This is a genomic window from Pseudomonas veronii (genome assembly GCF_002028325.1).
In the GTDB taxonomy this organism is placed as follows: Bacteria; Pseudomonadota; Gammaproteobacteria; order Pseudomonadales; family Pseudomonadaceae; genus Aquipseudomonas; species Aquipseudomonas veronii.
Map to the genome: position 1 here is coordinate 4,981,209 of NZ_CP018420.1, position 22,122 is coordinate 5,003,330.

Consider the following 22,122-nt stretch of genomic DNA (forward strand, 5'->3'; position numbering starts at 1 on the left):
TCAGCGCAGCTTCTTGATGCGTTCGCTCGGGCTGATCACGTCGGTCAGGCGAATGCCGAACTTTTCGTTGACCACCACCACTTCGCCATGGGCGATCAGCGTGCCGTTGACCAGCACGTCCAGCGGCTCGCCGGCCAGGCGGTCAAGCTCGATCACCGAGCCCTGGTTGAGCTGCAGCAGGTTGCGGATGTTGATGTCGGTGCTGCCGACTTCCATGGAGATCGACACCGGGATGTCGAGAATCACGTCCAGGTTCGGGCCGTCGAGGCTCACCGGGTCGTTGTTCTTCGGCACGCTGCCGAATTCTTCCATGGGCAGGCGGTTACTGGCCGGTGCAGTAGAGGCATCGGCCGCCAGCAGCGCGTCGATATCGTCCTGGCCGACATCGCCGGTTTCTTCCAGGGCCGCAGCCCATTCGTCGGCCAGGGCCTGGTCTTCGGCGGAAGTGTTTTCGTGTTCGGTAGCCATTACATGTCCTCGGCGGAGCAAACATTCATAAATAGGGGTGCATCAATACGGGTGACTCAACGCCGGTTGATCGGCTCCACCACTTGCAGCGCCAGGTTGCCCTTGTGGGAACCGAGCTTGACCTTGAACGACGGCACGCCGTTGGCGCGCATGATCAGTTCTTCCGGCAACTCGACGGGAATCACGTCGCCCGGTTGCATGTGCAAGATATCCCGCAGGCGCAACTGACGACGCGCCACGGTGGCGCTCAGCGGCACGTCGACGTCCAGCAGGTCTTCGCGCAGGGCCTTGACCCAGCGTTCATCCTGATCGTCGAGGTCGGACTGGAAGCCGGCATCGAGCATTTCGCGCACCGGCTCGATCATCGAGTACGGCATGGTCACGTGCAGGTCACCGCCACCGCCATCGAGTTCGATGTGGAACGTCGACACCACAATCGCTTCGCTGGGGCCGACGATGTTGGCCATGGCCGGGTTCACTTCCGAGTTGATGTACTCGAAGTTGACTTCCATGATCGCCTGCCAGGCTTCCTTCAAGTCGATGAAGGCCTGCTCCAGCACCATCCGCACCACTCGCAGTTCCGTGGGGGTGAATTCCCGGCCTTCGATCTTGGCGTGACGGCCGTCGCCGCCGAAGAAGTTGTCCACCAGCTTGAACACCAGTTTGGCGTCGAGGATGAACAACGCCGTGCCGCGCAATGGCTTGATCTTGACCAGGTTGAGGCTGGTAGGCACGTACAGCGAGTGTACGTATTCACCGAACTTCATCACCTGCACGCCGCCCACCGCCACGTCCGCCGAGCGGCGCAGCATGTTGAACATGCTGATGCGGGTGTAACGGGCGAAACGCTCGTTGATCATTTCCAGGGTCGGCATGCGTCCACGGACGATGCGATCCTGGCTGGTCAGGTCATAACTTTTGACGCTGCCGGGTTCGGCAGCCGTTTCGGTCTGTACCAGACCATCGTCCACGCCATGCAGCAGCGCATCGATTTCATCCTGGGACAGCAGGTCTTGCACGGCCATGTGGTGATCCTACTGCAATACGAAATTAGTGAAGAGCGCCTGCTCGACCACCACTTTGCCGAGCTCTTTCTGGGCCACTTCCTGCACGCTGGCAGTGACCTTCTGGCGCAGCATTTCCTGGCCCACCGGGGTGGCCAGGTTGTCGAAGCTTTGCGCGGAAAACAACATCACCAGGTTGTTGCGGATCACCGGCATATGCACCTTGAGCGCATCAAGGTCCGCCTGGTTGCGCGCCAGCAAGGTGATGCTCACCTGCAGGTAGCGTTGACGACCGTTCTGGTTGAAGTTGGCGACAAAGGCCGGAAGCATCGGTTCGAAGATTGCCGGTTGCTTGACGTTGCTGGCAGTTTCGGCGGCGGGCGCCGGTTTGCTCGCACTGCTGTGCATGATGTACCAAGTGCCGCCCACAGAGGCGCCGATGGCCAGGACCAGGGCCAGGACAATCAACAGGATAAGCTTGAGCTTACCCTTGCCTGCAGGTGCTTTTGCTGCGTCGTCGCTCTTCGCCATGCCAATAATCCGTCACTATTCGGGGATTCATAGATCTACGGAAAGGCAAGAGCAAGTGTTATGCCAGAGTTGTCAGGCAGAGCAGGACAGCGGCCATGCCCCCTCCCACCTTTGGATTGCGATCGACTCAGGCCAGGCTTAATGGTCGTGATCATCAGGGGCAAGCCCCCTCCCACACTCAGGCCGGTGTTGGCCCTGAATCAGGCGTAGTAGTCGACGGCGCTGGAGCCGATCACGGTGGACGTCACCGGCGCGACGGCCGCTGCCACTTCGGCGTGATCGGCAACGTCGCCGTTGTCACCCCGACCGCCACGGCCACTGACACCGTTCGCCTGGTTCTGTTGCTGTTGGCCCTGGCCCTGCCAGCCGCGGGATTGGTCGGACACGTTGACGTCGACCTGCCCCATGCCCTGCTGGGCGAACATCTCGCGCAACCGGCCGGACTGGCTTTCCAGCGCGTCACGCACCACGGCGTGACCGCTCATGAACGTGACCTGGGCCTGCTGGTCCGCTGTCATGTTGACCTTGATATCCAGGCGCCCGAGTTCGGCCGGTTGCAGCTGGATCTCCGCCGACTTGAGGTTGGCGCTGGACAGGTACATCACGCGGTTGACGATTTCCTCGGTCCAGCCGCTCTGGTGCATGGCCAGCGGTGCGTTGGTCACCGGCGGCAACGCGTTGGCGGTTTTCGGCGTGGCGGCCTGGGTCAGCGCGGCCAGGCGGTTGGCGAAGTCATCGACACGGGTGTCGCTGCTGGCGCCCTTCAAATCCTTGAGGCCTTCTTCGATCAACCCGCCAAAGGCTTTGTCGCCGCCCTGGTCGGTGCTGTCCTTGCTGGCTTGCTGATCCACCATGTTAGCCAGGCCCGTGGCGAAGTTCTGCGCGACAGTCGGCTGGTCCTGGGACGTCGGCGCGGCTTTCTGCGGCGTCTGGCTGCTGGCCGACACATGGCCGCCCTGCTCCATCGCCAGGCGTACCGCCGGCAGGGCGTCCAGAGGGTCTGCCGCGGGATCGAAGGCTGGCTTGGCCGCATCGGTCACTGCCGGCGGTGTCGTGACCAGCGGCTGGGCCTTGTCATCCTTGGCGGCGGCCGGGGCTGGCGTTTCCACCGGCACCGGCACAGCAACTGGCGTGACCGTGACAATCAACGCGGGGTCAACCACCGGCGCAACCGTCGGGTCTGCCGCGGGCTGCTGCGCCAGGGCCGGGTCGGCGGGCGGGGTTTGATCACTGCTGGCGCTGTCGGCCGGCTTGGCCGGCGGGTCGGCAGGCAAGGGTTTGCCGCTATCGGCAACCGCTGGCGTACCGGCGGCAGGTTTATCGTTGTTCGCGACAGGCTTATCGTTGCCGGCAACCGGTTTGGCACTCGCGTCGGCAGGCTTGTCGCGCGTGGGTTTGGCCGAGTTGTCGTCGGCCTTGGCCGAGGGCTTCGAACCTTGGCTGGCGAACACCTGAGCAAAGCCAGGGCCCTTATCCCGTGGCTCCGCAGCCGCCGCCGGTGGATTGGCGGCAGGCGCTTGAGGCTTGGCCGCGGAGGCAGCCTGAAGGAGCGAATTAGGGGCGACTGGCATAGGTAAGGTCTCCACTGCATGGGGATCGGGGATGCAGTATCAGGAGATAGAGCAAGAGTCGGGCCAGCTCCTATCGAAAAGCCGTCCCGCGCCTGAAATTAAAGCTGAAAGCGCTGGCGCTCCGACTCATACAGCGGCTTGACCAGCGCAAACTCATGATCGATCTGATCGACCAAGGCCCCCAGGTCCGCCGCCGCCTCGACGGACTCAACCTCCAGGCGCTGGCACAAGTGCGCCAACCGCACCGCCCCGAGGTTGCCACTGCTGCCCTTGAAACTATGGGCGATAAGCGCCAATGCCTTGGCATCGTCGCGCGCCTTGCGCAGCGCTTCGACGCGCTTTTGCGAATCATCGAGAAAGGTATCGAGCAACTTGGGGTACTCGCCTTCCATGACTTCCTGCAAACCCGATAACACGTCCGGGTCCAGATGAACCTCAACCACTTGTTCGCTCCTTGATCAAGAATCGGCGGATTATGCCAGAGCCTCCCAGCAAAACTCTACGCAGACGCTACGCCCGCCGTCGGACCAGCGTACATCGCTGCTCAGTTGCCGTACCAGGCTCAAGCCGCGACCGGACAGGCGGTCGACATCCAGCGGGCGCGCCAGTACCTGTTCCACATCGAACCCGGGGCCGCTGTCTTCGATGCGCAAGCTCATCCTGCCGCCGGTAACGGTGGGCGCCACCTGCACCTGCACGCGCACATAACCGCTGTTGAGCTGCATCAGCCGTTCGTTGCGCTCGCGGTAATACTGCGCGAACCCTTTGGCATCGCGCTTGAGCCGCGAGTCCAGGCCCAGCACGCCATGCTCCAGAGCGTTGGAATACAGTTCGGCCATCACGCTGTAGAGCGCCCCGCTCTGCTCGCGCAGGCCGTGGATCTCGAGCAGCAGTTGCAGCAGATAGGGCAACGGGTTGTAACGCTTGAGGGTCTCGGCGCGGAATTCAAAGCCCACCGACCAATCCAACGGGCACGACTGGCCGCTGTCGGCGTACAACGGCCCCGTCGCGCGCATCGACTGGCCGGCCTGCAGGGTGATTTCGACCATGCTCACATCATCCCGCACCTCACCACGAAACGCCGCCAGAGCCTGCTCGATATCCTCGAACAGGCGGTCGGGCTCGCGATTGGCGGCAAACACCTGCTGCAAGCGCTCGGCGCCGAACAACTGTTCGTTGGCGTCGGCGGTGTCCAGTACACCGTCGGAGAGCAGAAACACGCGGTCGCCCAGGGCCATCGGCCAGACTTCGGTATGATCCTCGAACGCCTGCGCCGACAGCACACCCAACGGCAAATGCCGTGACACCAACGGTGTCCGCTTGCCGGTGGCGACTTCATGTACATAGCCATCAGGCATGCCGCCATTCCAGACCTCCACCACGCGCCGCTGCGTGCTCAGGCACAACAGCGCGGCGCAGCAGAACATGTCCACCGGCAGGATGCGTTTGAGCTTGGCGTTCATCTCCCGCAGGATCTGCGTCAGCCCGTAGCCCTTGGCCGTCATGCCGTAGAACACTTCCGCCAACGGCATCGCGCCGACCGCCGCCGGCAGGCCATGCCCGGTGAAATCGCCGAGCAGCACATGCATATCACCCGCCGGCGTGTAGGCCGCCAACAACAAGTCACCGTTGAACAGCGCATACGGCGATTGCAGGTAACGGATGTTCGGCGCCGCATTGATACAGCCGGAATGGGCAACCTTGTCGAACACCGCCTTGGCCACGCGTTGCTCATGCAGCAGGTAGTCGTGGTGCTTGGCGATCAGGTCGCGCTGCTGCAATACCGTGGCCTGCAGGCGGCGCAGGCGGTCCATCGCATTGATCTTGGCCGCGAGGATCAGCGGGTTGTAGGGCTTGGGCAAGAAGTCATCGCCACCGGCATCCAGGCATTCGGCCAGGGCTTCGCTTTGGCGCAGGGAGGTGAGGAAGATGATCGGCACCAGGGCTTCGCCCGCCAGTTGCTTGATCCGGCGCGCGGCCTCAAAGCCATCCATCACCGGCATCAGGGCGTCCATCAGCACCAGTTGCGGGCGTTCGCGGGCGAACAGGTCGACCGCTTCCACACCGTTGCTGGCGGTGAGCACGTGGTGGCCCTGGCGCCGGATGATGGTCGACAGCAACAGCAAGTCGGTGGCGCTGTCTTCGGCGATCAGGACGGTCAGCGGTTCGAGGACCGGAGCCAGAGCGCTCAATTGATATCGAACAGTTTATCGAAGTTGGATATCGCGAGGATCTTGCGCACGTCGGAGCTGATGTTGATCACCTGGACTTCCGCATCATCGCCCCCGGCATGATCGCGCAGCAGCAGGAGCATGCCCAGGGCGGAACTGTCCATGTAGGTGGTTTCCTTCAGGTCGACCACGTACACGTCCGGCACCTTGTAGAAACGCTCGTAGGCCTCACGAAAGATCTGGTGGCTGCCGAAATCGAACCGGCCTTTGATTGCAATCGTCAACTTCGTCCCATCCAGGGATACTTCTGACACGACTGACATGTGACTGCTTCCTTGTCATGGGTCTAGATAGAAGGTGTAGCAGGCGAATGGGCTATGGGCAACACGGCGAATCAAATATGGGAGACAAGCCCCTTCCCACATTGAACAGCGGGCCTGGCGCTAGTAGGGATTCTGCCGCGGCAGGCGCTGGGACAACTCGTCGAGCAGCTTCTGCTCGCGCTTATCCTCGATCGCCCGCGCTTCGTCGATGTAGCGCTGCACCAGCTTGCGCAAGCCTTCGACCCGGGCATACGCCTGCTGCCAGCTCTCGCGGGCCTTGTCGAGGTTGTTCTGGTGCCAGGCCAGGCTCTGGCGCTGCTGGCCGACGGCGGTCTCAAGTTGGTTGAGAAAGCCCTGGTAGCCCATCAGCCACTGGCCGGACACGCCTTTGGTGCCGCGCTCGATCCACTGCTGCTGGTACTCGCCGCGAAAGCGCTCCAGGTCGCCGAGCTTGCTTTCTGCCAGGCGCACCTGGCCCTGGAAGTAACCCAGGCGCTGGACCGCGGTTTTTTCGGCCTTTTCGGCCATGTCCACCACCGGGGCCAGGCGTGACGAGCGGCTGCTGGCCATGGCTTAGCCGCCTGGCGCGGGGGCGAAGATGGACTGCAAGTGCGCTTCGCTTTCGCCCATGCTGATGTTGTCGTTGAGGCCCTGGCGCAGGTAGGTGACCAGTTGCGGTTGCAGGGCAATCGCCAGGTCGGTCTCACGATCGCCACCGGCCACATAGGCGCCGACGCTGATCAGGTCGCGACTCTGCTGGTAGCGCGACCACAGCTGCTTGAACTGCTGGGCGCGGGCCATGTGCTCGGGCGTGACCACTGACGGCATCACCCGGCTGATGGAGGCTTCAATGTCGATCGCCGGGTAATGCCCCTCTTCCGCCAGGCGCCGCGACAGCACGATGTGACCGTCGAGCACGCCGCGCGCCGAGTCGGCGATCGGGTCCTGCTGGTCATCGCCTTCAGACAACACGGTGTAGAACGCAGTGATCGAGCCTCCGCCCGCCTCGGCATTACCGGCGCGCTCGACCAGCTTGGGCAGCTTGGCGAACACCGACGGCGGATAACCCTTGGTGGCCGGCGGCTCGCCGATGGCCAGGGCGATTTCCCGCTGGGCCTGGGCGAAACGCGTGAGGGAATCCATCAGCAACAGGACGTTCTTGCCCTTGTCGCGAAAATATTCGGCGATGCGCGTGCAGTACATGGCCGCGCGCAAACGCATCAGCGGCGCATCGTCGGCCGGGGAGGCAACCACCACCGAACGCTTGAGGCCTTCTTCACCGAGGCTGTGCTCGATGAACTCCTTCACTTCCCGGCCCCGTTCGCCGATCAGCCCCACCACGATGATGTCGGCCTCGGTAAAGCGGGTCATCATGCCGAGCAACACCGACTTACCCACGCCGGTACCGGCGAACAGGCCCAGGCGCTGGCCGCGACCGACCGTCAATAAACCGTTGATGCTGCGAATGCCCACGTCCAGCGGCTGGCTGATCGGGTTGCGCTTGAGCGGGTTGATGGTGGGGCCGTCCATCGGCACCCAGTCTTCGGCCTTCATGCCGCCCTTGCCGTCCAGCGCGCGACCGGCGCCGTCCAGCACGCGGCCGAGCATGCTCATGCCCATGGGCAGGCGGCCGGTATCGGCCAGCGGCACCACGCGGGCACCGGGGGCGATGCCCGCCAGGCTGCCGACGGGCATGAGGAAAATCTTGCTGCCGGAAAAGCCCATGACTTCGGCTTCGACCTGCACCGGGTGGTAGCTGTCGTCGTTGATCACCAGGCAGCGGCTGCCCATGGCGGCACGCAGGCCTTCGGCTTCGAGGGTCAGGCCGACCATGCGCAGCAGGCGCCCTTCGAGAATCGGCTGGCCGGGCAACCCGGTGGCCTCGATATAACCGCCCAGGCGCTTGGCGAAGCTGGTGCGATCAAGGCGCATCGGCGGCGTCCAGGTCCACGCTCATGTCCGGTTCGGCCGGGTTCAGGAGCTGCTCGTGGACCTGATCCAGCAGCTGGGCCATGATCTGGCTGATGCGCGTTTCCACGGTGGCGTCGATGCGGCTGTATTCGGTCTCGACGCGGCAACCACCGGGCTGCAGATCGGCATCTTCGACGATGCGCCAGGTTTCTTCATGGCGCTCGCGCAGGGCTTTGACCTGTTCGAAATCCTGCGGGTTGATGTGCAGCCGCACATTGCCGACGCCCAGGGGCAGCAGCTTGAGGGCTTCGCGCATGACGCTTTCGATCTGGCTGGAGTCCAGCACCAGTTCACGCTGGATCACCTGACGGGCGATGTGCTCGACCAGCCCAACCATGGCTTTTTCGATCTGCGAATCCTGCTCGGCGATGGGCTCGAACAGGCTGCCCATCAGGCGTTCGAGGCTGGCCAGCTTGACGCTCAAGGCGACTTCGGCTTCCTGGCGGACCTTGAGCGTGGCGCTGCGAAAACCATCTTTTTCGCCAGCGGCAAAGCCTTCGTTGTAGGCCTCCTGGCGGATGCTTTCCAACTCTTCCAGGGTCAGTGGTTGGACTTCCTCCAGCGGCACTTCTTCCATTTCCGCCGGCGGTTCTTCCACAGGCTCGGGTTCGGGCTCCGGCACATGCGGATCGAAGCTGGGCAACGACCAGATGTCGAACCCGCCCACGTCCCGCGCGCGAATCAGATCGCTGGGCGTCTCATCTTTGTTCGACATGCGAGGCGCCTTAGATCATTTCTTCGCCGCCCTTCCCGCCGAGAACGATTTCTCCGGCTTCGGCCATACGGCGGGCAATGGTGAGGATTTCCTTCTGGGCGGTTTCCACGTCGCTGACGCGCACCGGGCCTTTGGCTTCCAGGTCGTCGCGCAACAGTTCCGAGGCGCGCTTGGACATGTTCTTGAAGATCTTCTCCTTGACGCCTTCGTCCGAGCCCTTGAGGGCCAGTACCAGCACGTCGGAGGAGACTTCGCGCAACAGCGCCTGGATGCCACGGTCGTCGACATCGGAGAGGTTGTTGAACACGAACATGAGGTCTTCGATCTGGCCGGACAGGGTGTCGTCGATCTCGCGGATCGAGTCCATCAACTGGCCTTCGACCGAGCTGTCGAGGAAGTTCATGATGTCGGCGGCGCGCTTGATACCACCCAAGGTGGTGCGCGAAGCATTCGAGTTGCCCGAGAACTGCTTCTCGAGAATCGTGTTGAGTTCTTTCAGGGCCGCCGGCTGCACGGTGTTCAACGACGATACGCGCAGGATGATGTCCAGGCGCACTTTATGGTCGAAGTGGCCGAGCACTTCGCCAGCCTGGTCCGGGTCGAGGTACGCCACCACGATCGCCTGGATCTGCGGGTGTTCGTAGCGGATCACGTCGGCGACGGCGCGCGGCTCCATCCATTTGAGGCTGTCGAGGCCGCTGGTGTTGCCGCCCAGCAGGATGCGGTCGATCAGGCCGTTGGCTTTGTCTTCGCCGAGGGCCGAGGTGAGCATCTTGCGGATGTAGCTGTCGGAGCCGACACCCAGGCTGGTCTGGTCGCCGACGATCTCGACGAACTCGCTCATCACCTGTTCGACCTGCTCACGGTGAACGTTGCGCATTTGCGCCATGGCCACGCCGACCCGTTGAACCTCTTTGGGGCCCATGTGGCGCAGCACTTGGGCGGCGTCGGTTTCACCCAGGGACAGCAGCAGGACTGCGGCTTTGTCGACCTTGGTGAGTTTGGCAACAGCGGCTCGATTATCACTCATCTGCGTTAATCCACTCTTTCACGACCTGGGCCACACGGCCCGGGTCTTCTGCCACCAGACTCTTGATTGCGTTCAACTGAGCGTCATAGCCTTCGCTCGGGCTTGGCAACAGGATGCTTTGCGGGCCGCCGAGGCTGACGCGGTCGTTGGCCAGTTCGCCGTCCAGGCCGCCCATGCCACCCAACTCGACGTCGCCGCCAGCGAAGGCCGCCAGTTGTTTCTTGCCATTGCCGGTGATGTTGTTGAGCACCGGACGCAGTACGCCGAACACCAGCACCAGGATGAACAACACGCCCAGCACTTGCTTGACGATGTCCCAGAACCACGGCTGGGTGTAGAACGCCGCTTCGGCGATCACTTCGCCACGCTCGGCGGAGAACGGCATGTTGATCACGCTGACGCTGTCGCCACGGCTGGCGTCGAAACCGACGGCATCCTGCACCAGGCGGGTGAAGCGCGCCAATTCGTCGGCGCTCCACGGTGCGCGGGTGACGGCGCCGTCAGCGGCGTTGACCTTGACCTGGTCATCGACCACCACCGACACCGACAGGCGGTTGATCCGGCCCTGTTGCTGCTTGGTGTGGCTGATGGAACGGTCGAGTTCGAAGTTCTTGGTCGACTGGTTACGCTTGTCCGCCGGGTACGGAGCGAGCATCGGCTGGCCGGTGGCCGGGTCCATGATCTGCTGGCCGTTGGCGTCCAACAGTGGCTGGCCGGGAGCGATGGCGCCCGCGGTCGCGGCGGCGCCGCCGGTGGTTTGCGGTGCCGAGGCCGGGGCCGGCGGCTGGTTGCTCAGGGCACCCGGTACGCCTTGCGGGCCGTTGCTGGCGGTGCGTTGTTCGCTGGTGGACTGCTCGCTGCGCAGGGCCGGCTGGTCCGGGTTGAATTGCTCGGAGGTCGACTCGACGGCACTGAAATCCACGTCGGCGGACACTTCAGCCTTGTAGCGGTCGTTGCCCAGCACCGGTTGCAGGATGTTGTGGACACGCTGGGTGAGCATGCTTTCCATGCGGCGGCTGTAGTCGAACTGCTTGCCGGCCTGGGTCAGCGCAGAATTTTCGGCCATGTCGGACAAGAGGTTGCCCTTCTGGTCGACCACGGTGATTTGCGACTTGCTCAATTCGGGAACGCTGGTGGCCACCAGGTTGATGATCGCCAGCACCTGGCCAGGCTCCAGGGAGCGGCCGGAAAACAGTTCGACCAATACCGAGGCACTTGGCTTGCGCTCGTCACGCACAAACACCGAACTCTTCGGAATCGCCAGGTGGACCCGCGCGCCCTTGACGTTATTGAGGCTGGAGATGGTGCGCGCCAGTTCGCCTTCCAGGCCACGACGGTAGCGGGTGGCTTCCATGAACTGGCTGGTACCCAGGCCCTGGTCCTTGTCGAGGATCTCGAAACCGATGTTGCTGTCGGACGGGGTCACGCCGGCAGCGGCCAGCTTCATGCGCGCCCGGGCGACGTCATCGGCCTTGACCAGCAGTGCCCCGGAGTTGGGCTCCACGGTGTAGGCGATGTCGGCGGCGGCCAGGGTTTCCATGATCTGCTTGGAGTCCATACCGGCCAGGCTGCCGTACAGCGGCCGGTAATCGGGTTGCTGCGACCACAGCACCACAGCAAAACCAATCGCCACGCTGGCCGCCAGGCCGACCATCAGGCCCACCTGACGCAGCATGGTCATTTCCGAGAGGTTTTCCAGGAACGACAGGCCAAACAGCGGCGGCTTGCCGTCTGTCTTGGCGGGTACGTTGTCCACGACTGCTTCTGCCATGACTTAAATCTCGTCCTTAAACCGGCATCTGCATGATGTCTTGATAAGCCTGGACCAGTTTGTTGCGCACCTGGGTCAAGGCTTGAAAGGACACACTGGCTTTCTGCGAAGCGACCATCACGTCGGTCAGGTCCACGCCGCTCTTGCCGATCTCGAATGCGGTCGCCAACTGGTTGGAGGCTTGCTGGGTGTCACTGACTTTGTTGATGGCCTGGCCGAGCATATCGGCGAAACTGCTTTGGCCCAATTCCGGCGCTTGTGCGACGGATTTCGGTTGAGCCATGGCGTCCATTTGCATGGAGCGCATATCCAACATCAACCGATTGAACTCAATACCCTGGCTCATGACCTTCTCTCTCCGACGACCCGCAATTTTTTGACACTACGCAGCGGTTACTAGGGGTGGTAGCAACAAGGGTGCCAGCTCTGTATCAACCTGTAAGAAAAGGCGACAAAACTTGTCGGCCTTGTTACCGCTCAGATAGCAAACAGATAAGCTTCCACGTCCATCCCCGCATCCCGCATCTGCGCCAACTTGTAGCGCAGGGTGCGTGGGCTGATGCCCAGGCGCTCGGCCGCTTCTTTACGGCGGCCGCGTTCGGCGCGCAGGGTGTCGATGATCATCTGGAATTCGCGGCGGCGCAGATCATCGCCCAGGGCCCCGGCGGATTCGGCTTCGGCGACCAGCGGCGCGGGCGCCAGGCTCGGTAACGGCGCGGCGCCGCTGCCCATGGCCAGACAGAAGTCCTGGGGCTGGATCAAGCCGCCCTGCTGCAGAATCAACGCGCGCTGAATGGCGTTATCCAGTTCCCGCACGTTGCCGGGCCAGGGGTAGCCGATCAGGCATGCCTGGGCTTCGGCCGACAGCCGCGCCTGGGCGTGCTTCATTTTTTTGACGTGGTTGTTCAGCAGGCGCTCGGCCAGCGGGATGATGTCCGCCGGGCGCTCGCGCAGCGGGCACCAGGCCAGGGGGAATACCGAGAGGCGGTAGAACAAGTCTTCACGAAAGCGCCCCGCCGCCACTTCACCCGCCAGGTCGCGGTTGGTGGTGGCGACCACGCGGATATCCAGCTGGATCGGCTTGCGCGCACCGACCCGCTCCACTTCACGCTCCTGCAGCACCCGCAGCAGTTTGGCTTGCAGGCCCAGGGGCATTTCCGAAATTTCGTCGAGCAGGATGGTACCGCCGTCGGCCTGCTCGAACTTGCCCGCCTGGGCCGCGATGGCGCCGGTGAAGGAGCCCTTTTCGTGGCCGAACAGCGTGGCTTCGAGCATGTTGTCGGGGATCGCCGCGCAATTGATCGCGATAAAGGGCTGCTGGGCGCGCCCCGATTGCTGGTGGATATAGCGCGCCAGCACTTCCTTGCCAGTGCCCGACTCGCCGGAAATCAACACGGTGGAATCACTGCGCGCCACGCGGGCCGCGAGCTCCAGCAATTGTGCGCTGGCCGGCTCAAAAGCAATCGGGCCGTCTGCCTCGCCGACAGGAATCACCCCCAGGGCATGCCGCGCCACCAGCTCGATCAGCGCCTTGGGCTCGAACGGCTTGACCAAGTAATCCGCCGCGCCCTGGCGCATGGCATCCACTGCGCGCTCGACGGCGCCATGGGCGGTCATCAGCAGCACCGGCAACTGCGGCTGGCGTGCGCGCAGCAGCGCGAGCAACTGATGGCCGTCCATGCCAGGCATGTTCACGTCGCTGACCACCAGGCTGAAGGCCTCTTGCTCCACCGCCGCCAAGGCGTCCTCGGCAGAACCGACCGCCCGATAGTCATGGCCCGCCAGCAGCAGCGTGTCAGCCAATGCCTCACGCAGGGCACGATCGTCTTCCACCAACAGAACCTTGATAGCCATAGCCTTTTACTCCGCGCTTGCCGCGCATGAAAACAGCGGCAAGGTCATCAATGCACAAGTGCCACGCCCCAAGCGGGAACGCAGTTGCAATTCTCCCTGATGGGCGCGCGCCACGGCCTTGACCACCGTCAGGCCGAGGCCCGTACCGTTGGTCTTGGTGGTGAAAAACGGTTCGCCCAGGCGCTGCAGCACCTGCGGCTCGATACCGCTACCGCTGTCGCTGATGCACAGGCGCAGGGTTTGCGCACGGGCGTACACATGCACCTTGAGCCGCGCACCGGGGCCGCTGGCCTGGGTCGCGTTTTCGATCAGGTTGAGCAGCGCGCCGACCAGGGTGTCGCGGTTGCACAGCAATTCGCCTTGGTGGCTGTCGCACTGCCAGCGCACATTGGCGTCCTGCACATGGGTGGCGGCCGCCGCTTGCAACGCCTGCATCAGGCCGGACGGCGTGATGCGGTCGGTCAGCGGCAATTCGCCGCGGGCAAACACCAACATGTCGCGCACCTGGTGCTCCAACTCATGCAAGCGCTCCTTGAGGCGTCCGGCAAAACGCTGGTGGGTGTCGGCGGGCAATTGCTCATCAGTCAAATGACTGGCGTAGATCAACGCCGCCGACAACGGCGTGCGGATCTGATGCGCCAAAGAAGCGACCATCCTACCCAGCGACGACAAGCGCTCATGGCGCGCCAGTTGGTCTTGCAGGTGACGGGTTTCAGTCAGGTCGTTGAGCAGCACCAGTTGACCGGGCTCCGCGTCCAGGGAGCGAGTGGCGATGGACAAGCGGCGCCCATCCTTGAGGGAGATTTCATGGCCGTCATCTTCACGCGGCGCGAAGCAGCGGCTGATGACATGGCGCCACAGTTCGCCCTCCAACGGCAGTCCGAGCAGGTCGCAGGCGGCCGGGTTGGCTTCGCGCACACGGCCCTGGTCGTCGATGACGATCACACCGCCAGGCAACAGATCGAGCAGGTTCTGCAGACGGTTGGCCAGGCGCTCTTTCTCGGCCAGCTCTTCCATGCGCTGGGCACTGACCACCGCCAATTCGCCCTTGAGCTCGGAGACCCGCGCTTCCAGCAGGCTGTAGGAGTCGGTCAACTGGCTGGACATCTGACTGAACAGCGAGAACGCCTGCTCAAGGCCATGCCGGCTGAGCTGTTCGGCGGACGGGACAGGCCCCTGGAGTTCAGGGGCCGAAGGTAGTTGGGCGGCGTGGGGCATCATGCTCTCTCGCTTGGCTGACCGTCAGTTAAACGGAACGTTGCGAGGGCTGTAGCAATACCCGTGCCTAAAAAAATGCGCTTAGTTTTCAGTTACTTGAAAAACAGGCGTCAATCATCTGCCTGTTCATCACCGTCTCGACGGCTCATCCCGTACTTGCGCATCTTTTCCACCAGGGTGGTTCGACGGATGCGCAGGCGCTCGGCGGCACGCGCGACGATGCCGTTGGCGTCGTCCAGGGCTTGCTGGATCAGCCCTTGTTCAAGGTTGCCGAGGTAGTCTTTGAGGTCAAGGCCTTCGGGCGGCAGCATGGCATTGGCACCGAAGTCCGGCGTATGACCGTTGATGGCGATCCGCTCTTCCATGTCGCTGCGCAGGCTGTCCACCAGATGCTCGTCTTCTTCGTCGACGTAGCGGAATTTCTTCGGCAGCTCGACCACGCCGATCACACCGTAGGGATGCATGATCGCCATGCGCTCCACCAGGTTGGCCAGCTCGCGGACGTTGCCCGGCCAGCCGTGACGACACAGGGACATGATCGCTGCCGAATTGAAGCGGATCGAACCGCGCTTTTCGTGCTCCATGCGCGAGATCAGTTCGTTCATCAGCAGCGGGATGTCTTCCACGCGCTCACGCAGCGGGGCCATCTCGATCGGGAACACGTTGAGGCGGTAATAGAGGTCTTCGCGGAAGCTGCCGACCTCGATCATGCTTTCGAGGTTCTTGTGGGTGGCCGCAATGATCCGCACGTCAACGCTCTGGGTCTTGTTGCTGCCCACGCGTTCGAAGGTGCGCTCCTGCAACACGCGCAACAGCTTGACCTGCATCGGCAGCGGCATGTCGCCGATTTCGTCGAGGAACAGCGTGCCGCCGTTGGCCAGCTCGAAACGCCCGGCACGGCTGGTGATCGCCCCGGTAAAGGCGCCCTTCTCGTGGCCGAACAGTTCGCTTTCGAGCAGCTCTGCCGGGATCGCCCCGCAATTGACCGGCACAAAGGGCCCGTCGCGGCGCTTGGAGTGATAGTGCAGGTTGCGCGCGACCACTTCCTTGCCGGTGCCCGACTCGCCGAGGATCAGCACACTGGCGTCGGTATCGGCCACTTGCTGCATCATCTGGCGCACGTGCTGGATCGCCCGGCTGGTGCCGACGAGGCTGCGGAACAGGTTGGGTTCGCGGTGACGACCGCGCTCACGGGCCTGGTCGTACATCTCGCGATAGACCTGGGCGCGGTGCAGGGAGTCGAGCAATTTGCTGTAGCTGGGCGGCATTTCCAGGGCGGACAACACCCGGCGGCGCTGGTCTTCCGGCAGGTCGAGCGAAGAAATATCGCCCATCAGCAACACCGGAAGGAACTCATCCCAGGTTGACAGTGTCTTTAACAAGCCCAGAACTGCGCCAGGAGCGTTTACCGTCCCGATCAGTACACAAATGATTTCACGGCTCGAGGACAACGAGCTGACCGCCTGCTGCCAATCATGGCTACCGCAGGGCAGATTTTCTTCGCCAAGAAAATTTAAAATCACCGCTAAATCGCGGCGGCGGACGCTATCGTCATCAATCAGCAGAATTTTGGTTTCACGCCACATGCAATAGCAACTTCCCTAGTAAAACGCTCTGCCCAGAGTACGGGCTATCTAGATGCCTGTAAGACTTCTTACCTTACTAGACGTCTGAAATCTGAAAACAGCACTAGTTAAGTCAAAAATGCTGGCACAGTCAAATATATGACGCGCCGTTCGGATTAACTGCGCCCGTTCAACCGAACAGATGGTAAACCTTTGACGCATTTTTCGCTTGGTTGATCTGCGACATCTCTTCGAAAATTGCCTGGCGCTCGCCCATCGTTACTTCAAGCAATTGCTGATACACCGCCAGCAGGCTCTCCAGCTTCTCCCGCAGCGCATCTTCGTCCACCGGCGGCTCACTGAGCACTTCATCAATCGCTGCGCGGCACCCCAGGTCCAGCTCGCCAACGGCTTCCCAGTTGCGTTCAGCAAGCGCGCCGATAAGGGCTTCGCGGGTTTCATCGATGCGTTGCAGTGCGCGGCTCATGATGCGTACCTCAAGGCGGTCCGCCTTATTGTGGAGCGATGGCATCCCAACCTTCCTTGACAGTGATCAGCAAGCGAGCAACTTCATCGATCACTTCTGGATCATTGTCGGCATTCGCTCTCAGCAGACGTACGTTCATATAGTCGTACAGGGCTGCCAAACGCTGGATTGTGGCCGGGTCTTCAGCCTTGGTTTCGTCCAGGCCCTGACGCAAGCCTGTGATGATGTCGATAGCCTTAGTCAGCAACAGCCCCTTTTGTGGGATATCACCACGCGCCATTGCGCCTTTGGCCTGGGCGAGACGCTCAAGCCCGCCCTCCATCAGCATTTGGATCAAGCGATGAGGGCTGGCCTCGGACACTTGGGCGTGGGAATTGACCTTCTGATATTGGCGAAGGGCTCTCATCGGGTTCATGTTGCTACCTCATTACAGACCACAGACGAATAGGTTTACTCTACTCAGTATTTCGACTGCACTGACAAAAACTTTAACTCAAAACAAAAAACCTCCGCCTTTGGGCACACCGTTCACCGAGCTCCCTACGCTGTCAATCCTCAGTTTGACTTCGGATTATTCAGCGCATTCAGGGTTGTCATGATGCTGGAGCTGGTGCTGTTGATTTGCGCAATCATGCTGTCCATTGCAGCGTACTTGGCGGTCAGCGATGTCTGCAAAGAATCCATCCGGCGATCCAGAGCACTCTGCTCAGTGGTCAGATCCGTCAATTTGGTGTTGAGATCTTTCGCGCGCGAGGCCAGCGTGCCCGTGGTGCCGACATAGCTTGATGTTGCGCTGTTCATTCGGCTGATCAAGCCCTTGTCACCAGTGAACATCTTGGCAATATCAGCGGCGCCAGTCACTACAGCCTTGTCCCAGGTCTTGTCGTCAAGACTGAGCAGGCCGGTCTTCTGGTCGGTGGTAACGCCCATCTGGGCCAGGCTGCTGATGGAGCCACCGCCCGAACCGTTGACCAACTCGGCACGCAAACCGTTCACCAACTGACGCATTGACGCGTCACCCGTCAAGGCTGCTGCAGTAGTGGTCGACGCGTCGCCTGTGGCCGTGACCTTGGTTTGCGCGTTGATTGAGGTCATCAGCGCATTGTAGGCCGTAACGAACGACTGCACCGATGTCTTCAGGGTGTCAGTGCTGCTACCCACAGTGATAGTGGTCGTGGTCGGTTTGGTCGGGTCTTCAGTCAGTAACTCAAGGCTCACACCACTGATCGCAGAGGTAATCTTGTTGGTGGTGGACTCCATCGCAACGCCATCAATAGAGTACTTGGCGTTCACCGGCACCTTGCCAGGATCATAATCGGCAGCCAGTTCGGAGTTGCCACTCAGGGTGATCGCCGTGCCATCACCACTATTGCTGGAGCCAATGACCAGACGGGCGCCCTTCGAGTCACTCAGAACGTTGGCACTGATACCTTGCGCCGATAACTGGGTGTTGATGGAGTCACGTACCTGTTGCAGGGTCGCGCCGCCAGGGATAGTCACATCGTAACTTTTACCCGACTGATTGATGGTCAGCGTCTGGTTGTCGTCGGAGCTATTCGCCTTGGCGGAGGTTCCACCTTCGAATACCTTGCTCGTAACTTTTGACGTGGTCGCCAGATTACTCACCACAACGGTGTACTTACCGCTGGATGCGCCGTCACCCAGAGTGACCTTGACGTTTTTATCTTCAGAACTGGTAGCAGCCAAGCCATTGAACGAGGAAATATTGTTCAACTTGGTGATCGCCGCCTGGAAAGCCTCCAGCGCAGTCTTCACCGTACCGACAGCCGACAATTGGACTGTCGCATCTTTTTGTTGACTGGTAATCTGGGTCTGTTTGGGTGCTCTCTCAGCACCCACCAGCGACTTGACGAGGGCTTGCGTGTCGTAGCCCGAACCTGGGCCGGAAATTGTTGAACTAGCCATTTGCTATTCTCCTTGTCCTGCGGCTGCTGCTTTAATGGCGCACTAATGCTTAACAGCAATCAGAAACATGTTTCGTGCCAACTCAAGCCTTGGTATCAAACAACAGGCTGCTGGCTTTGCTCAAATCCTGGGCCAATTTCAGCGCAGTCTCTGAGGGAATCTGGCGGATTACCTCTCCGCTGTCAGTGGCGATGACTTTGACGACGACGGTATGGGTGGTGTCGTCAATGGAGAAGTCGAGGTTGCGCTGACTCTCCTGCACAAACTTGCGGATATCTGTTACCGCTTTTTCCAACGCTGCGCGTTGGGGCTCGTCGGCAGGAGCCGATTCATCCTTTGCCGCAGGAGTAGCCTTTGCCGCTGGGACATCCTGGGCGACAGACTTGCCGCTGGCCGGAACCGCTACAGCCGGGTAAGACGCGTTAAGCTTAATGCTCATGTCCATGTCATCACCTCAAAACTGAAAAAACGAAAGGGCACGTATACGCACCCTTCCGTCAGTTAACCGCTAGCGCTATTACTGAAGCAGCTTCAGTACAGCAGATGGCAGTTGGTTAGCCTGGGCAAGGATCGCAGTGGATGCCTGTTGCAGGGTTTGTTGCTTGGTAAGCTCAGCAGCTTCGGCAGAGAAGTCAGCATCTTCTACGCGGCCTTTGGCAGCGCTGGAGTTCTGCGAAATGCTCTGCAGGTTAGCGGTGGTACTGTCGAAGCGGTTTTGTACGGCACCCAGCTGCGAACGCTGGCTGTCGATCTGCTGCATGGCGCCGTCAAGAGCCTGGATAGCCTGTTGCGAGCTGGCAGCGGTCAGAACACTGAGATTGGAAACTGTGGTTTCCAGGGTAGTGGAAGTAGTGGTGCCAGCAGTCAGCCCCAGAGCAGTCAGACCAGTACCCGCGCTACCGTCAGCTACAACGATGTCTTTCTTGGAGAACAGAGCCAAGCTGCCATCAGAGTTTTTGCTGGCAGTAGCGCCAGTGCTTGCACTGTTGATCGAGGAAACGATCGCGTCAGCGGTATCGCCAGCCTTGAACTTCACTTCAACGCCGTTCAGGCTGATCGAAGTATCTGCGCTCAATTTGGCTTGGGAAGTACCAGCCGACAGACCCAGAGCCGACAGAGAGCCAGCAGTGGTGTTGGACAGGGCCACGTCAGCGCCGCCTGCGGATTTAACCTGGATGCGGCCGTCTGTACCGATAGTAGCGTCGCCAGTACCACCTACAGCAGTTTTGATGCTGGTCAGTACGCTAGTGATGGTTGCGTTGGCAGCCCATGTCACAGCCTTGCCGTTAACACTGATTGCACCAGCAGCGCTCAGCGTAGTCGCACCGGTTGCAGCTGAAGTAGCAGTCGTCGTGTCGGTCAAGCCTACAGCGGCACCACCTGTAACAGTGATAGCACTGCTGGAGCTCAGAGTCATTTTGTTGCCTGTGTCATCCCATACAGCGGTGGCACCGGTGTTGGCAGCGTTGATCGCAGTGGCGATGGCTGCACCTTTGTCTGCGACAGAAATAGCAACGTTTTTGCCGTTGATGGTCAAGGTTGATGCTGCGGCAGCGCCAGCGCCACCGGAGTTAAGCGCAGCGGTAGCAGCACCCGTAACCTTGGCACCCGACAGGGACGCACCGATGGCAGTAGCGCTGATACCCGCCAGAGCGCCGCCGTTAACGCTGGCTTCGCTGTAGGTACCTTTCAGGGCTGTGGCGCTGATGTCGGTCATACCGAACGAAATAGTTTCGTTGGCATTGGCACCGATTTGGAAAGCGACGTTGTTGAACGTACCGTCCAGCAGGTTACGACCACCGAAGGTAGTGGTGTTGGCAATACGGGTCAGCTCACCCACTTTCGCAGTGAATTCTTGCTGCAGAGAAACACGGTCAGCGTCGCTTTTATCACCGTTCGCCGCTTGCAGGGCGAGTTCACGCAGACGCTGCAGGGTGTTGGTGGATTCTTGCATCGCGCCTTCAGCTGTCTGGGCGATCGAAGTACCGTTGGCGGCGTTAGCAATTGCAACGTTCAAGCCTTTAACCTGGTTACCCAGACGGTTGGCGATCTGCATGCCGGCGGCGTCATCTTTGGCGCTGTTGATCTTCTTACCAGTCGACAGACGGTTCATCGCAGTGCTCAGAGCGTCGGAAGCTTTGTTCAGGTTCTTCTGGACACCCAGGGAAGTGATGTTAGTGTTTACTGATAATGCCATGACAAAATCCTCGTTGATTGGATGCTTCGGCTTCCGGCCCTGGCAACCGCCGGGTGTGGCCTAGAGAACCTACGTAATAGTTATCGTCGTGGTAGCCGGTTGCTTGAGGAGTTTTTTGATTTTTTTTACTAGCACCGTGCCACCCCTTGTAATTCAAGGGCTTAGTTCGGCAAAAAGGCCTGATTTCATTGGTTTTTCTGGCGTCAAATAAAAAACGCCGATGATCGTTCGATCATCGGCGTCTTCATGCTTGAAGCGCGTGCAACCTATTTAAGCGTCACGGACGATAGAGAATCGCCGAGCCCCAGGACAGGCCCACCCCAAATCCGCTGATTGCCACGCGTTTCCAGGTGGAGTCCATCGCGTGCTTTTCCAGCAGCAACGGAATGCTCGACGACACGGTGTTGCCGGTCTCGACCATGTCCTTGATGAACTTGTCCACTGGCGCATCTTCGAAACGCCGCGCCACGGCGTCGACGATCGCCGCACTGCCCTGGTGAATGCAGAAGGCATCGATGTCGTCGGCCTTGAGGTCCGACTCATCGAGCAGCGCGTGCAAGTGCGCCGGCACTTTGAGCAAGGCGAAGTTGAACACCTGGCGGCCATTCATGAAGAACACGCCGTCGCTGACTTTCAAGTGCGGTGCGCCGGAGCCGTCGGTGCCGAACTTGGCTTTGCCGAGCAACCACGAGGCATCTTCACCCATCCAGGTCGCAGTGGCGGCATCGCCGAACAGCATGGTGGTGTTGCGGTCTTCCGGGTCGACGATCTTCGAATACGGATCGGCGGTGATCAGCAGGCCGTTCTTCAGGCCGGTGGCCTCCATGAAGCCCTTCATCGCGTAGATGCCATAGACGTAGCCGGAGCAACCCAGGGAAAGGTCAAAGGCAGCGACGTGAGTCGGCAGGCCAAGTTTGTCCTGGACGATGGCGGCGGTGTGGGGCAAGCCCTCTTCGTCGCCGTTCTGGGTGACGACGATCAGCGCGTCGATGGACTCACGCTTCAACTGCGGGTTGTTGGCAAACAATGCATTGACCGCTTCGACACACAGGTCGGAGGTCTCCTGCCCAGCTTCCTTGCGCGGCAGGAATGCCGACCCGATCTTGCCAATGATGAACTCTTCATCCTTGGCGAATTTGGCACCCTGGGCGTAATTATCGATCCCGTCGGCCGGCACGTAACTGGCGATGCTTTTTATGCCAATCATTGTGGCTTCCCAATACTAAATAGCTGGAGAACACCCCTCGGACGACGCCTGGAGTGCTGACAATAAAGGGGATAACCCCATGACAATTTCGCTGAAAGCCGCCCAGCAAGGAC

The 22,122-nt window shown here is 61.0% G+C and carries 22 protein-coding genes; all 22 read right to left on the bottom strand.

What is annotated here, in order from left to right:
- The 22 genes from fliN to PverR02_RS22765 all read right to left on the bottom strand — a co-directional run bounded on the left by fliN (position 1) and on the right by PverR02_RS22765 (position 22,009).
- Positions 1-468 carry a flagellar motor switch protein FliN gene (fliN, locus tag PverR02_RS22660; protein ID WP_017845388.1) on the bottom strand — a complete coding sequence of 156 codons (468 nt, stop codon included), beginning with the start codon at positions 466-468 and terminating at the stop codon, positions 1-3.
- Positions 469-524: 56 nt separating this feature from the next.
- Positions 525-1,493 (bottom strand): flagellar motor switch protein FliM, encoded by a 969-nt coding sequence (fliM, locus tag PverR02_RS22665; protein WP_017845387.1) that lies wholly within the window; start codon positions 1,491-1,493, stop codon positions 525-527.
- A gap of 9 nt (positions 1,494-1,502) precedes the next feature.
- Entirely contained in the window at positions 1,503-2,003 is a 501-nt protein-coding gene (gene fliL, locus PverR02_RS22670) for a flagellar basal body-associated protein FliL (protein ID WP_017845386.1), read from the bottom strand.
- A gap of 200 nt (positions 2,004-2,203) precedes the next feature.
- Entirely contained in the window at positions 2,204-3,574 is a 1,371-nt protein-coding gene (locus tag PverR02_RS22675; RefSeq protein WP_079444454.1) for a flagellar hook-length control protein FliK, read from the bottom strand.
- A 98-nt stretch (positions 3,575-3,672) separates the two neighbouring features.
- Complete coding sequence (locus PverR02_RS22680; RefSeq protein WP_017845384.1) at positions 3,673-4,017, bottom strand: Hpt domain-containing protein; 345 nt, start codon at positions 4,015-4,017, stop codon at positions 3,673-3,675.
- A 30-nt stretch (positions 4,018-4,047) separates the two neighbouring features.
- Positions 4,048-5,766, bottom strand: coding sequence for an ATP-binding SpoIIE family protein phosphatase (locus PverR02_RS22685; RefSeq protein ID WP_079444455.1), 1,719 nt, complete (start codon positions 5,764-5,766; stop codon positions 4,048-4,050).
- A complete protein-coding gene (locus PverR02_RS22690; protein WP_017845382.1) occupies positions 5,763-6,068 on the bottom strand; it encodes an STAS domain-containing protein in 306 nt (101 codons plus the stop codon). Before PverR02_RS22690 ends, PverR02_RS22685 begins: the two co-directional genes overlap by 4 nt.
- A 120-nt stretch (positions 6,069-6,188) precedes the next feature.
- Complete coding sequence (fliJ, locus tag PverR02_RS22695) at positions 6,189-6,638, bottom strand: flagellar export protein FliJ (RefSeq protein WP_017845381.1); 450 nt, start codon at positions 6,636-6,638, stop codon at positions 6,189-6,191.
- A 3-nt stretch (positions 6,639-6,641) separates the two neighbouring features.
- Entirely contained in the window at positions 6,642-8,000 is a 1,359-nt protein-coding gene (gene fliI / locus PverR02_RS22700; RefSeq protein WP_017845380.1) for a flagellar protein export ATPase FliI, read from the bottom strand.
- Positions 7,990-8,754 carry a flagellar assembly protein FliH gene (fliH, locus tag PverR02_RS22705; protein WP_079444456.1) on the bottom strand — a complete coding sequence of 255 codons (765 nt, stop codon included), beginning with the start codon at positions 8,752-8,754 and terminating at the stop codon, positions 7,990-7,992. Before fliH ends, fliI begins: the two co-directional genes overlap by 11 nt.
- 10 nt (positions 8,755-8,764) lie before the next feature.
- Positions 8,765-9,784: a flagellar motor switch protein FliG gene (gene fliG, locus PverR02_RS22710; protein WP_010563975.1), complete on the bottom strand. Its 1,020-nt coding sequence runs from the start codon at positions 9,782-9,784 to the stop codon at positions 8,765-8,767.
- Positions 9,777-11,555, bottom strand: a complete 1,779-nt coding sequence (gene fliF, locus PverR02_RS22715; RefSeq protein ID WP_017845378.1) for a flagellar basal-body MS-ring/collar protein FliF — start codon at positions 11,553-11,555, stop codon at positions 9,777-9,779. The genes fliG and fliF overlap by 8 nt, the downstream gene beginning before the upstream one ends.
- A 16-nt stretch (positions 11,556-11,571) precedes the next feature.
- Positions 11,572-11,901 (bottom strand): flagellar hook-basal body complex protein FliE, encoded by a 330-nt coding sequence (fliE, locus tag PverR02_RS22720; RefSeq protein WP_046382518.1) that lies wholly within the window; start codon positions 11,899-11,901, stop codon positions 11,572-11,574.
- Positions 11,902-12,032: 131 nt separating this feature from the next.
- Positions 12,033-13,409, bottom strand: a complete 1,377-nt coding sequence (locus PverR02_RS22725) for a sigma-54-dependent transcriptional regulator (protein WP_079444457.1) — start codon at positions 13,407-13,409, stop codon at positions 12,033-12,035.
- A gap of 6 nt (positions 13,410-13,415) precedes the next feature.
- The gene (locus PverR02_RS22730; protein WP_032804228.1) at positions 13,416-14,627 is read right to left on the bottom strand and encodes a sensor histidine kinase; all 1,212 of its coding nucleotides are present in this window, start codon (positions 14,625-14,627) and stop codon (positions 13,416-13,418) included.
- Positions 14,628-14,737: 110 nt separating this feature from the next.
- The gene (locus tag PverR02_RS22735; RefSeq protein WP_079444458.1) at positions 14,738-16,213 is read right to left on the bottom strand and encodes a sigma-54 dependent transcriptional regulator; all 1,476 of its coding nucleotides are present in this window, start codon (positions 16,211-16,213) and stop codon (positions 14,738-14,740) included.
- A gap of 169 nt (positions 16,214-16,382) precedes the next feature.
- On the bottom strand, positions 16,383-16,679 hold the full coding sequence (fliT, locus tag PverR02_RS22740; protein WP_046385203.1) for a flagellar protein FliT: 297 nt from the start codon (positions 16,677-16,679) through the stop codon (positions 16,383-16,385).
- A gap of 25 nt (positions 16,680-16,704) precedes the next feature.
- Complete coding sequence (fliS, locus tag PverR02_RS22745; RefSeq protein ID WP_046382516.1) at positions 16,705-17,094, bottom strand: flagellar export chaperone FliS; 390 nt, start codon at positions 17,092-17,094, stop codon at positions 16,705-16,707.
- Positions 17,095-17,234: 140 nt separating this feature from the next.
- Positions 17,235-18,605 carry a flagellar filament capping protein FliD gene (gene fliD, locus PverR02_RS22750; protein WP_046382515.1) on the bottom strand — a complete coding sequence of 457 codons (1,371 nt, stop codon included), beginning with the start codon at positions 18,603-18,605 and terminating at the stop codon, positions 17,235-17,237.
- An 82-nt stretch (positions 18,606-18,687) separates the two neighbouring features.
- On the bottom strand, positions 18,688-19,050 hold the full coding sequence (locus tag PverR02_RS22755; RefSeq protein WP_046382514.1) for a flagellar protein FlaG: 363 nt from the start codon (positions 19,048-19,050) through the stop codon (positions 18,688-18,690).
- A gap of 72 nt (positions 19,051-19,122) precedes the next feature.
- Positions 19,123-20,802: a flagellin N-terminal helical domain-containing protein gene (locus PverR02_RS22760; RefSeq protein ID WP_046382513.1), complete on the bottom strand. Its 1,680-nt coding sequence runs from the start codon at positions 20,800-20,802 to the stop codon at positions 19,123-19,125.
- Between the two features lie 277 nt (positions 20,803-21,079).
- A complete protein-coding gene (locus tag PverR02_RS22765) occupies positions 21,080-22,009 on the bottom strand; it encodes a ketoacyl-ACP synthase III (RefSeq protein ID WP_079444459.1) in 930 nt (309 codons plus the stop codon).
- Positions 22,010-22,122 lie beyond the last annotated feature (113 nt).

Bases quoted from the DNA above. Each gene is read 5' to 3' on its own strand.
- fliM (WP_017845387.1), bottom strand. From the start codon at position 1,493: ATGGCCGTGCAAGACCTGCTGTCCCAGGATGAAATCGATGCGCTGCTG.
- PverR02_RS22735 (WP_079444458.1), bottom strand. From the start codon at position 16,213: ATGTGGCGTGAAACCAAAATTCTGCTGATTGATGACGATAGCGTCCGC.
- PverR02_RS22730 (WP_032804228.1), bottom strand. From the start codon at position 14,627: ATGCCCCACGCCGCCCAACTACCTTCGGCCCCTGAACTCCAGGGGCCT.
- PverR02_RS22725 (WP_079444457.1), bottom strand. From the start codon at position 13,409: ATGGCTATCAAGGTTCTGTTGGTGGAAGACGATCGTGCCCTGCGTGAG.
- fliF (WP_017845378.1), bottom strand. From the start codon at position 11,555: ATGGCAGAAGCAGTCGTGGACAACGTACCCGCCAAGACAGACGGCAAG.
- fliI (WP_017845380.1), bottom strand. From the start codon at position 8,000: ATGCGCCTTGATCGCACCAGCTTCGCCAAGCGCCTGGGCGGTTATATC.
- fliL (WP_017845386.1), bottom strand. From the start codon at position 2,003: ATGGCGAAGAGCGACGACGCAGCAAAAGCACCTGCAGGCAAGGGTAAG.
- fliE (WP_046382518.1), bottom strand. From the start codon at position 11,901: ATGAGCCAGGGTATTGAGTTCAATCGGTTGATGTTGGATATGCGCTCC.
- PverR02_RS22765 (WP_079444459.1), bottom strand. From the start codon at position 22,009: ATGATTGGCATAAAAAGCATCGCCAGTTACGTGCCGGCCGACGGGATC.
- PverR02_RS22690 (WP_017845382.1), bottom strand. From the start codon at position 6,068: ATGTCAGTCGTGTCAGAAGTATCCCTGGATGGGACGAAGTTGACGATT.
- fliH (WP_079444456.1), bottom strand. From the start codon at position 8,754: ATGTCGAACAAAGATGAGACGCCCAGCGATCTGATTCGCGCGCGGGAC.
- PverR02_RS22760 (WP_046382513.1), bottom strand. From the start codon at position 20,802: ATGGCATTATCAGTAAACACTAACATCACTTCCCTGGGTGTCCAGAAG.
- fliG (WP_010563975.1), bottom strand. From the start codon at position 9,784: ATGAGTGATAATCGAGCCGCTGTTGCCAAACTCACCAAGGTCGACAAA.
- fliJ (WP_017845381.1), bottom strand. From the start codon at position 6,638: ATGGCCAGCAGCCGCTCGTCACGCCTGGCCCCGGTGGTGGACATGGCC.
- fliT (WP_046385203.1), bottom strand. From the start codon at position 16,679: ATGAGCCGCGCACTGCAACGCATCGATGAAACCCGCGAAGCCCTTATC.
- fliS (WP_046382516.1), bottom strand. From the start codon at position 17,094: ATGAACCCGATGAGAGCCCTTCGCCAATATCAGAAGGTCAATTCCCAC.
- PverR02_RS22675 (WP_079444454.1), bottom strand. From the start codon at position 3,574: ATGCCAGTCGCCCCTAATTCGCTCCTTCAGGCTGCCTCCGCGGCCAAG.
- fliD (WP_046382515.1), bottom strand. From the start codon at position 18,605: ATGGCTAGTTCAACAATTTCCGGCCCAGGTTCGGGCTACGACACGCAA.
- fliN (WP_017845388.1), bottom strand. From the start codon at position 468: ATGGCTACCGAACACGAAAACACTTCCGCCGAAGACCAGGCCCTGGCC.
- PverR02_RS22755 (WP_046382514.1), bottom strand. From the start codon at position 19,050: ATGGACATGAGCATTAAGCTTAACGCGTCTTACCCGGCTGTAGCGGTT.